Below are 9,205 nucleotides of genomic sequence, written 5' to 3' on the forward strand. Positions count from 1 at the left end.
CGCATCAACCCTTCACGGCTCCGGAGGTCAGGCCGGCCACGATCCGGCGCTGGAAGAACAGGACGAACACCACGATCGGGACCGTGACGACGATGGCGGCCGCCGCGATGGACCCGGTCGGGTCCTCGAACTGCGAGCTGCCGGTGAAGAACGAGATCGTCGCCGGGGCCGTCCGGGCGCGGCTGGAGGACGTCAGCGAGATGGAGAACAGGAAGTCGTTCCAGCAGACGATGAACGCGAGGATCGCGGTGGTGACCACGCCCGGCGCGGCGAGCGGCGCGATCACGAGCCGGAACGCCTGGAACGGCGTGGCGCCGTCCATCTTGGCGGCCTTCTCCAGGTCCCACGGGATCTCCCGGAAGAACGTCGACAGCGTGTAGATGGTCAGCGGCAGCGCGAACGTGATGTACGGCAGGATCAGGCCGGGCCAGGTGTCGAACAGCCCGAGCGCCCGCTCGATCTCGAACAGCGGCGTGACCAGCGAGATCTGCGGGAACATCGCGATCAGCAGGGACAGCCCGAGCACCAGCGACCGGCCGGGGAAGGACAGCCGCGCCACCGCGTAGGCGGCCATCGTGCCGACCGCGATCGCCACCGCCGTGGAGATGAGGCCGATGCCGATCGAGTTGACGAGCCCGCGCGTGAAGTCGTCGTTGTCGAAGATGCCGCGGTAGTTCGACAGCGTCCACGACGCGGGCAGGAACGACCCGTCGGCGACGCTGCCCGGCTCCTTGAACGACAGCGCGGCGATCCACGCGACCGGGACGAGCGCGTACAGCAGCACGAGCGCGTTCACGGCGCTCCAGCGGGCGGCCCGGCCCGCGGTGAGGTCGCGCGGCGCGCCCATCAACCGTCCTGACCCGGCGTCGAGGTGCCCAGCACCCGGACGAACACGAACGCGATCACCGCGACCGCGGCGAAGATCAGCACCGACATGGTGGAGCCGATGCCGAGGTTCAGCCCGCCGATCAGGTTGTGGTACGCGATCACCGACACCGAGCTGGTGTTCTGCGCGCCGGCCGTCAGGACGTAGATGTCGTCGAAGATCCGGAACGCGTCGAGCGTCCGGAACAGCAGCGCCGCGAGGATGGCGGGCCGCATCAGCGGCAGCGTGACGAGGGTGAAGCGCTGCCAGGCCGTGGCGCCGTCCATGGACGCGGCCTTCAGCACGTCGTCGGGGACGAGCGCGAGGCCCGCCATCAGCAGCAGCGCCATGAACGGGGTCGTCTTCCACACCTCGGCGACGAGGATGATGCCGATGGCGGGCCAGTGCTCGGTGAGCGGCGCCTGCCCGTCCGGCAGCAGCCGCGCGAGCCAGCCGACCCCGGGCGTCCAGGCGTACTTCCAGCCGTAGGCGGCGGCGACCGTGACGATCCCGTACGGGATGAGCACCACGGTGCGGACGAGGCCGCGGCCGACGAGCGTCCGGTGCATCACCAGCGCGACCGCCATCCCGAGGACCAGCTCGACCGCGACGCTGACGACGGTGACGACGGCGGTCACCTCGACCGCGTCCCACCAGAACCCGCTCCGCAGCACGGTCGCGTAGTTCGCGAACCCGATCCACGCCTTGCGGCCGGGGAAGCGCAGGTCGTAGCGCTGGAGCGACAGCAGCACCGAGTACACGACCGGCCAGCCCGCGACCGCCAGCATGATGAGCGCCGCGGGCGCGCACAGCGCCCAGCCGAGGCGGCGCTCGCTCCGCCGGTTCTCGCTGAGCCGGCTCTCGCTCCGCCGGCCCTCGCCGGGCCGGCTGCCGTCGGCCCGGCTGCCGTCAGGCCGGCTCTCGTCGAGGCGGTTCCCGCCGAGCCGGTTCGCGCCGTACGCGGCCTCCGCCTCCCCGGCCCGGGTGAGGCCGCCCTCCGCGGTCATGGCAGCACCCCCTTGCTCTCCAGCGCGTCCCCAATCAGCTCGCGGAGCCGCCCGAGAGTGCGGGGCGGGTCGATCCCGCCGGGCGGGGACAGCGTGACCGCGCTGATCGTGGACACGTTCTGGTACGTCGGCGTCAGCGGGCGCGGCACCGCCGTCCGCAGCGCGTCGAGGATGGCATGCCGCATCGGGTAGGCCTGGGCCATGCCCGGCGCGTCGTACACCGACTCCAGGGTCGGCGGCAGCCCGTCCTTCACGGCCGCGATGCGCTGGCTCCGGGCGTCGCGCAGGCACAGCGCGGCGCGGAAGGAGGCGTCGGGCCTGCGCGAGTAGCGGCTCACGCCGAAGTTGGCGCCGCCGAGCGGCGCCCGCCCGGGACCGCCGATGCCGGGATAGGGCGCCCAGCGGAAGCGGCCGAGCATCGCGGGCCGGTTCGCGGCCATCGACGCGTACACGTACGGCCAGTTGATCTCGTAGGCGCCGCGGCCGGACTCCACGGCCAGCCGCGCGTCGTCCTCGCGGGTGTTGGTCATGGACGGGTCGGCGGCCCGGGACCGCGCGAAACGCCGCATCGTCGCCAGCGCCGTCAGCGCGGGCGCCCCGAGGTCGACCCGCTCGCCGTCCGGGCTGAGGATCCGCCCGCCCGCGGACGCGACCAGGCTGTTGAACCACACGACGAGGCCCTCGTACTGCGCGCCGGTGACCTCGCCGTAGTGCGGCCGGCGCGCGTCGGCGAGCCGCCGGGACGCCTTCATCAGCCCCGCCCAGGTGGCGGGCGGGCGTGGGATCAGGTCCGAGCGGTACCACAGCAGCTGGACGTTGGTGTTGTAGGGCGCCGCGTAGAGCCGGCCCTGCCGGACGGCGGTGGCGAGCGGCGCCGCGAGGCTGCCCCGGCGCGCCTCCCGCGCGTAGCCGCCCGTCCACTCGCGGATCCAGCCGGCCTCGGCGAGCTCGGCGGTCCAGGTCACGTCCATGCCGAGGACGTCCAGGCCGGGGTCGGCGGCGGCGAGCCGGCGCACGAGCTGCTCGCGCTGGTCGTCGGCACCGCGCGGCAGCGTGTTGAGCACGATCCGGTAGGCGCCCCCGGCGCGCCGGTTGCAGCGGGCGACGATGCCGGCGAGGTGCTCCTGCGGCGCGTTGTAGAGGTTCACGACACGGCCGCCCGAGGTGCCGGTGCCGCCGCATCCCGCGACGAGCCCCCCGGCGAGGGCGGGCACCGCCAGGACGGCGGCGGCGCGGCGCACCCGCGCCCGCGACCACGCCAGGGACCGTGCCCGGGATCGTGCCAACGACCGCGCCAAGGGACGTGCCAAGGGCCGTGCCCGCGCCAGGGACCGCGCCAGGGAGCGTGCCAGGGACCGTGCCGAGGAGGGTGCCGAGGACCGCGCCGGGGAGCGTGCCGGGGGCCAGGCCGGGGGCCGTGCGGGCGATCGCGTCACAGGCTGTGCTCGACGTCGGCGAGGCTGCCGGTGCGCGTGTCGACGAGGCCGAGCCGGACCAGGTCGTCCCCCGCGGCGGCGTGCAGCAGCCAGTCCCCCACGACGCGGGCTCGGGCCCGCAGCGACGGCACCGTCAGCAGGTGGTAGCCGCGGGTCACGACCTGGGCAGGCACACCGGTCAGCTCCATGCCGAGCGGCCGCGCGACGGCCTGCACGCCCGCGAGGTCCACCACCAGGCCGAGGTCGCGGTGCCGGTATTCGCGGGGCTGGCGCCCTTGCAGCGACGCCGCGACGTTGTGGGCCGCGACCCGGCCCTGGCGGGTGGCGTGCTGCGCGGTCGGCGGGCACACCGCGCCCTCGCCGCGCTCCAGGTCCGGGACGGCGGCGGCGTCGCCCAGCGCGAACACCTCGGGATGCCCGGGCAGCCGCAGGTCGGCGCCGACGATGAGCCGGCCGCGGTCCGTCGGCCGGTCGAGCGTCGACACCACGGGGCACGGGGTGACGCCCGCCGTCCAGATCGCGGTGCGGCACGGCAGCGTCGTCTTGTCGGTGAGGTGGACGCAGTCGGCTTCGAGCCGCTCGATCGTCGTGCCGAGGCGGATGTCGACCCCGCGCTCCGACAGCCGCCGCATGGCGACCTCGCCCAGCCGCGTGCCGAGCTCGGGCAGCAGCTTCGGCGCGATGTCGATGAGCGTCCACGTGAGCAGGGCCGGGTCGAGGCGGGGGAAGCGGCGCAGCGCCTTGGAGGTGAGGAGCTGGAGGTGCGCGCAGGTCTCCACGCCCGAGTAGCCGCCGCCCACGACGAGGAACCCCAGCCGGGCGGCGCGCTCGGCCGCGTCCATGCTGGCGCTGGCGAGCTCCAGCTGCGCGATGACGTGGTCGCGCAGGTAGACGGCCTCGGCGAGGTTCTTCATGCCGTGGGCGTGCTCTCTCAGCCCCGGGATGTCGAAGGTGCGGGTCACGCTCCCGGCCGCGAGGACAAGCCGGTCGTACTGGAGCGCGACCGTCCTGCGGTCGATCTTGGCGACCTCGACCGTGCGGGTCTCCAGGTCGATGCCGGTCGCCTTGCCCGGGATCAGCTGCGTGCGGCGCAGCAGCCGGTGCAACGGCCCGGCGATGGCCCGCGGGTCGAGCACGCCCCCGGCCACCTGCGGCAGCAGCGGCTGGTACAGCGTGTAGCCGAACGGCGAGATCATCACGATCTCCGCCCGCGCCGGGCGGAGCAGCCGCTCCAGCGTGCGGGCGGTGGTGTAGCCGGCGAAGCCGGCACCGACGATCACGATGCGCGGTACGGGCACGGCGGGCTCCCTCGGACACTCGCGGACGTCATTGAGTGATCAAGAGAACACACTACGTGATCGATGATCTACACCGGGGTACCGGGGGGCGTGTCAGGGCCCCGCGGTCCCGCGCCCGGCCGCCCGGTGGAGGACCGGGCGGCCGGGCGGAAGGGCCGGGCAGAAGGGCGGGGTGTCAGGCGGCGGCCGAACCGGCGGCCGGTCCGGCGCCGGGGTCCGCCGCGTCCTCGTCGTCGGCGGACAGCGGGCGCGCCACGTCCTCCAGTGACCGCTGCGCGGCCTCGACGCCGAGGAACAGCTCCACCAGGCCCGCCGCGATCATCAGGGCCGCGCCGAGGAAGTACCCGGCGGCGACCGCCGAGACCTTCTCGGTCTCCACCAGCCGGCCGAACAGGGTCGGGCCGATGACCCCGCCGAGGCCGGTGCCGACCGCGTAGAAGGCGGCGATGGCCATCGCCCGGGTCTCCATCGGGAAGATCTCGCTGACGGTGAGGTACGCCGACGACGCTCCCGCGGAGGCGAAGAAGAACACCACCGACCAGCACGCGGTGAGCGTCCAGGCGTCCAGCACGTCGGCGCGGAACAGCAGGCCGGTGCCGATCAGCAGCAGCCCCGACAGCACGTAGGACGAAGTGATCATCACGCGCCGGCCGACCGTGTCGAACAGCTTGCCCAGCACGAACGCGCCGAGGAAGTTCCCGATCCCGATCGGGATCAGGTAGTAGCCGACCTTGGCGTCCGCCACGTCGAAGAACGTGCTGAGGACGAGCGCGTAGGTGAAGTAGACGGCGTTGTACAGGAACGCCTGCCCGACGAAGAGCGCGAGGCCGAGCACGGTCCGGCGCGGGTAGCGCCGCACGGCCGTGTGGGCGATCTCGCGGAAGGTCACGAGCTTGCGCTGCCGGACGCGGATGCGCCGCTCGGGCGCCGGCAGATCCTTCCCCGTGTCGGCGACGACGCTCTTCTCAATGCCGCGCACGATCTCCTCGGCTTCCCGCTCGCGGCCGTGGATGAAGAGCCACCGCGGGCTCTCCGGCACCGACCGGCGGACGAACAGGACGCCGAGGCCGAGCAGCGCGCCCAGCGCGAACAGGGCCCGCCAGCCGACGTCCTCGGGGATGAGATCCCCGTTCAGCACCGGGATCGACAGCGCGGCGGCGATCGTGGTGCCGACCCAGAACGACCCGTTCACCACCACGTCCACCCGGCCCCGCACCCGGGCGGGGATGAGCTCGTCGATGGCCGAGTTGATCGCCGCGTACTCGCCGCCGATGCCCGCGCCGGTCAGAAACCGGCACGCGTAGAACCAGAGCGGGTTGAACGACACCGCGGTCGCGACGGTCGCGCCCAGGTACAGCGCGAGCGTGAGCAGGAACAGCTTCTTGCGCCCGAACCGGTCCGTGAGGTGGCCGAACAGCAGCGCGCCCAGGCACGCGCCGATCACGTAGATGGACGCGCCGAGCCCGACCTGGCCGTCGGTCAGCCCCAGCCCGGCCGACTCGTCGGTGAGCCGCGGGCCGATGACGCCGACGACCGTGACCTCCAGGCCGTCGAGGATCCAGACGGCGCCGAGGCCGATCAGGACGGTCCAGTGCCAGCGCGACCACGGCAGCCGGTCGAGTCTCGCGGGAATGTCCGTCTCGATGGTCCTCGTCGCCGTCGTCATGCCCCACTGGTTCCCGATCTACGAAATTTATTCCGCCTTTTTACCCGAGAAGGCGCCTGAGCCGGGGTTTTCCGGGACGGCGATACGTGCGACCTTGGCAGGACCAGCCCGGCGGGCGGCCGTTCCGAGGACCGCCCGTTCCACGGGCCCACGGACCGGAGTGTGAGGCATGCGGATTCGCGACATCCTGCGCAGGAAGGGAGACACGGTGGCCACGGTCCGGCCCGAGGCCACCGTCCGGCAGCTCCTCGCCGTCCTGGCGGAGCACAACATCGGGGCGGCCGTCGTGTCGCCCGACGGCGCGTCGATCGCGGGCATCGCGTCCGAGCGCGACGTCGTCCGGCGGCTGCACGACCGCGGCGCGGCGCTGCTCGACCGGCCCGTCTCGGAGATCATGACGGCGGAGGTCCGCACCTGCGAGCCCGGCGAGAACGTCGACGACCTGCGCCGCGTCATGACCGAGCACCGCATCCGGCACCTGCCCGTGGTCGAGGACGCCCGGCTCGTGGGCATCGTCAGCATCGGCGACGTGGTCAAGAGCGCGATCGGCGAGCTGGAGAGCGAGCGCGAGCACCTGGTCGACTACATCCAGCGCGCGCCCTGAGGCCCGGCCGGACGCCGGCCGCGCGTCAGACGTAGGCGGGCAGGGGGCGGCCGACCGGGGCCGACTCGACCTCCCGGTAGGCCAGCACGAGACGTTCGACGGCCGTCCGCAGCGTCGCGGGCGGCAGCACGTACGGCAGGCGCACGTAGTCCTCCAGCACGCCGTCCATCCCGAACACCGGGCCCGCGACCACCCGGACGCCGAGCCGCTCGGACGCCTCGGCGAGCTGCGTCGCCACCGGCGCGCCCAGCCGCACCCACAGCGACATCCCGCCGGCGGGCGGCCGGAACTCCCAGCCCGGCAGCCGCTCGCGCAGCGCGCCGGCGAGCGCGTCCCGCCCGGCCACCAGGTCCCGCGCGCGCTCGGCGCGGATCTCCTCCACCCGCAGCAGCAGCTCGCGGACGATGAGCTGGTCGAGGACCGGGCTCGCCATGTCGAACGGCTCGCGGGCCAGCACCAGCCGGCGGGCCAGCGGCGCCGTCGTCCGGATCCAGCCGATCCGCAGCCCGCCCCACAGCAGCTTGGACGCCGAGCCGATCGTGACCACCCGCCCCCCGGTGTCGAAGGAGGCGAGGGCGGGCTCGCGCGGCGCCGCCGGGTCGTGGGCCAGCTCGGCGAACGTCTCGTCCGCGACGAGGAACGCGTCGGCGCGGCGCGCCGCGTCCACCAGCGCCGCCCGCTCGGCCGCCGGCATCAGGTGCCCGGTCGGGTTGTGGAAGTCGGGGATCATGTAGGCGAGCCGGACGGCCGCCTGCCGCATGCCGCCCGCGACGAGGTCGAGGTCCCAGCCCTCGTTGACGCCGACCGGGACGAGCCGGGCGCCGCGCCGCCGCAGCGCGCCGAGCGCGTGCGGGTAGGTCGGCCGCTCCACCATCACGGCGTCGCCCGCCTCGACGAGCGTCTGGGTCAGCAGCGTGAAGGCGTGCTGCGCGCCGGTGGTCACCACGATCTGGTCGGCCCGGGTCGGCACGCCCCGCGCCGTGTACCCGTCGGCGATCACCTCGCGCAGGCTCGCCAGGCCCGCCGGCTCGTAGCCGGGCCCCGAGCTGTAGCGCGGCAGCTCGGCGACGGCGGCGTCAACGGCCGCGCCGAAGATCGACGGCGCGCCCGGCGTGGCGCAGCCGAGGTCGATGAACGCGACGCCCTCCGGCGGCGGGTAGGCCATCCCGTACCGGCCGCCCGCCGCCACCGTCCGCGGCTCCGCCGACGACATCCGGACCGGCGGCAGCGCCGTCCAGCTCCCCGCGCCCTGGCGGCTCTCGACGTAACCCTCCTCGCGGAGCCGGTCGTAGGCGGCCGTCACGGTGGTGCGGCTGACGCCGAGGGCCGCGGCGAGGTCGCGCTCGGCGGGCAACCGGGTCCGCAGCGCCAGCCGCCCGTCCAGCACCAGGCCGCGCACCGCCTGGGCCAGGGCCGCGTACACGGGCCGCTCCCGCGGGACGTCGCCGAGCAGCCGGGCCAGTTGCGGACCGCCGACATATCGGGTGCTCATAAAGACCACTTTCGCACATTGGCCCTGTCTGAACCAGTCCACTTCTCGCGAGAATCGGGTCAGACGATGGCCGGACCGACCGAAAAGAGTTCCAATGGCCCTGATGACCCGCCGGCTGGTGCAGCTGTACGCCGGGCTGGCCCTGTACGGGCTGGGCATCGCCCTCCAGGTCGCCTCGTCCCTGGGCAACGACCCATGGGACGTCTTCCACCAGGGCCTGTCCCGGCGCTTCGGGCTGTCCATCGGCGCCTGGATCATCATCGCCGGAGCCCTCGTCATGCTCGCCTGGATCCCGCTGCGGCAGCGGCCGGGGATCGGCACGATCAGCAACGTGGTGCTCGTCGGCGTCTTCGCCGACCTGTTCCTGAAGCTCCTCCCCGAGCCGGACGCGCTCGCGGCCCGCTGGACGTACCTGGTCGCGGCCGTCGTCGCGGGCGGCTTCGCGACCGGCTGCTACATCGGCGCCGGGCTCGGCCCCGGCCCGCGCGACGGCCTGATGACGGGCCTCGCCGCGCGCGGCCACTCCATCCGCGCCGTCCGCACCGGGATCGAGCTGGCCGTCCTCGCCGCCGGCTGGCTCCTGGGCGGCACGGTCGGCGTGGGAACGGTCCTGTACGCCGTGGCGATCGGCCCGCTGACGCACCTCTTCCTACCGCGCCTGCGAATCGCACCGCCCGCCGAGCCCGCAGCCGGTGCCGCCGAGGCCGGAGCCAGCGCCGGGGTCGGCGCCGCCAGGGCCGAGGCCGGGGTCGGCGCCGCCAGGGCCGGGGCAGGAGCCGCAACCTCAGTTGGGACCGCGGGCGGGCCCACGGCCAGGGCGGGAGCCGGGGCGGGGAC

General features: G+C 74.1%; 7 protein-coding genes and 1 pseudogene. 2 read left to right on the plus strand and 6 right to left on the minus strand.

Annotated elements, in window-relative coordinates:
• Positions 1 to 4 precede the first annotated feature (4 nt).
• From E1300_RS29985 to E1300_RS30005, 5 genes are all read right to left on the minus strand, one after another.
• Positions 5 to 847 carry a carbohydrate ABC transporter permease gene (locus tag E1300_RS29985; RefSeq protein ID WP_131760458.1) on the minus strand — a complete coding sequence of 281 codons (843 nt, stop codon included), beginning with the start codon at positions 845 to 847 and terminating at the stop codon, positions 5 to 7.
• Positions 847 to 1,872: a carbohydrate ABC transporter permease gene (locus E1300_RS29990; RefSeq protein ID WP_131760459.1), complete on the minus strand. Its 1,026-nt coding sequence runs from the start codon at positions 1,870 to 1,872 to the stop codon at positions 847 to 849. The genes E1300_RS29985 and E1300_RS29990 overlap by 1 nt, the downstream gene beginning before the upstream one ends.
• The gene (locus E1300_RS29995) at positions 1,869 to 3,158 is read right to left on the minus strand and encodes an ABC transporter substrate-binding protein (RefSeq protein WP_242619466.1); all 1,290 of its coding nucleotides are present in this window, start codon (positions 3,156 to 3,158) and stop codon (positions 1,869 to 1,871) included. Before E1300_RS29995 ends, E1300_RS29990 begins: the two co-directional genes overlap by 4 nt.
• Before the next feature lie 146 nt (positions 3,159 to 3,304).
• Positions 3,305 to 4,606, minus strand: coding sequence for an NAD(P)/FAD-dependent oxidoreductase (locus E1300_RS30000; RefSeq protein WP_131760460.1), 1,302 nt, complete (start codon positions 4,604 to 4,606; stop codon positions 3,305 to 3,307).
• A 175-nt stretch (positions 4,607 to 4,781) separates the two neighbouring features.
• Complete coding sequence (locus E1300_RS30005; protein ID WP_131760461.1) at positions 4,782 to 6,272, minus strand: MFS transporter; 1,491 nt, start codon at positions 6,270 to 6,272, stop codon at positions 4,782 to 4,784.
• Positions 6,273 to 6,441: 169 nt separating this feature from the next.
• Between E1300_RS30005 and E1300_RS30010 the strand changes: the two genes are divergently transcribed.
• Entirely contained in the window at positions 6,442 to 6,876 is a 435-nt protein-coding gene (locus E1300_RS30010) for a CBS domain-containing protein (protein ID WP_131760462.1), read from the plus strand.
• A gap of 25 nt (positions 6,877 to 6,901) precedes the next feature.
• On the opposite strand, the gene yczR is transcribed toward E1300_RS30010, so the two are convergent.
• Positions 6,902 to 8,368 (minus strand): MocR-like transcription factor YczR, encoded by a 1,467-nt coding sequence (gene yczR, locus E1300_RS30015; RefSeq protein WP_207400037.1) that lies wholly within the window; start codon positions 8,366 to 8,368, stop codon positions 6,902 to 6,904.
• A gap of 94 nt (positions 8,369 to 8,462) precedes the next feature.
• On the opposite strand from yczR, the pseudogene yczE reads away from it, so the two are divergent.
• Positions 8,463 to 9,035, plus strand: a pseudogene (gene yczE, locus E1300_RS30020) (membrane protein YczE); the annotation flags it as partial.
• Positions 9,036 to 9,205 lie beyond the last annotated feature (170 nt).

Origin of the sequence: Actinomadura fibrosa, assembly GCF_900659615.1 — a bacterium.
Lineage (GTDB): Bacteria > Actinomycetota > Actinomycetes > Streptosporangiales > Streptosporangiaceae > Spirillospora > Spirillospora fibrosa.

What these genes read in the sequence shown, in the direction of transcription:
- E1300_RS29985 (WP_131760458.1), bottom strand. Translation starts at nt 847, where the DNA reads ATGGGCGCGCCGCGCGACCTCACCGCGGGCCGGGCCGCCCGCTGGAGC.
- E1300_RS29990 (WP_131760459.1), bottom strand. Translation starts at nt 1,872, where the DNA reads ATGACCGCGGAGGGCGGCCTCACCCGGGCCGGGGAGGCGGAGGCCGCG.
- E1300_RS30005 (WP_131760461.1), bottom strand. Translation starts at nt 6,272, where the DNA reads ATGACGACGGCGACGAGGACCATCGAGACGGACATTCCCGCGAGACTC.
- E1300_RS30010 (WP_131760462.1), top strand. Translation starts at nt 6,442, where the DNA reads ATGCGGATTCGCGACATCCTGCGCAGGAAGGGAGACACGGTGGCCACG.
- yczR (WP_207400037.1), bottom strand. Translation starts at nt 8,368, where the DNA reads ATGAGCACCCGATATGTCGGCGGTCCGCAACTGGCCCGGCTGCTCGGC.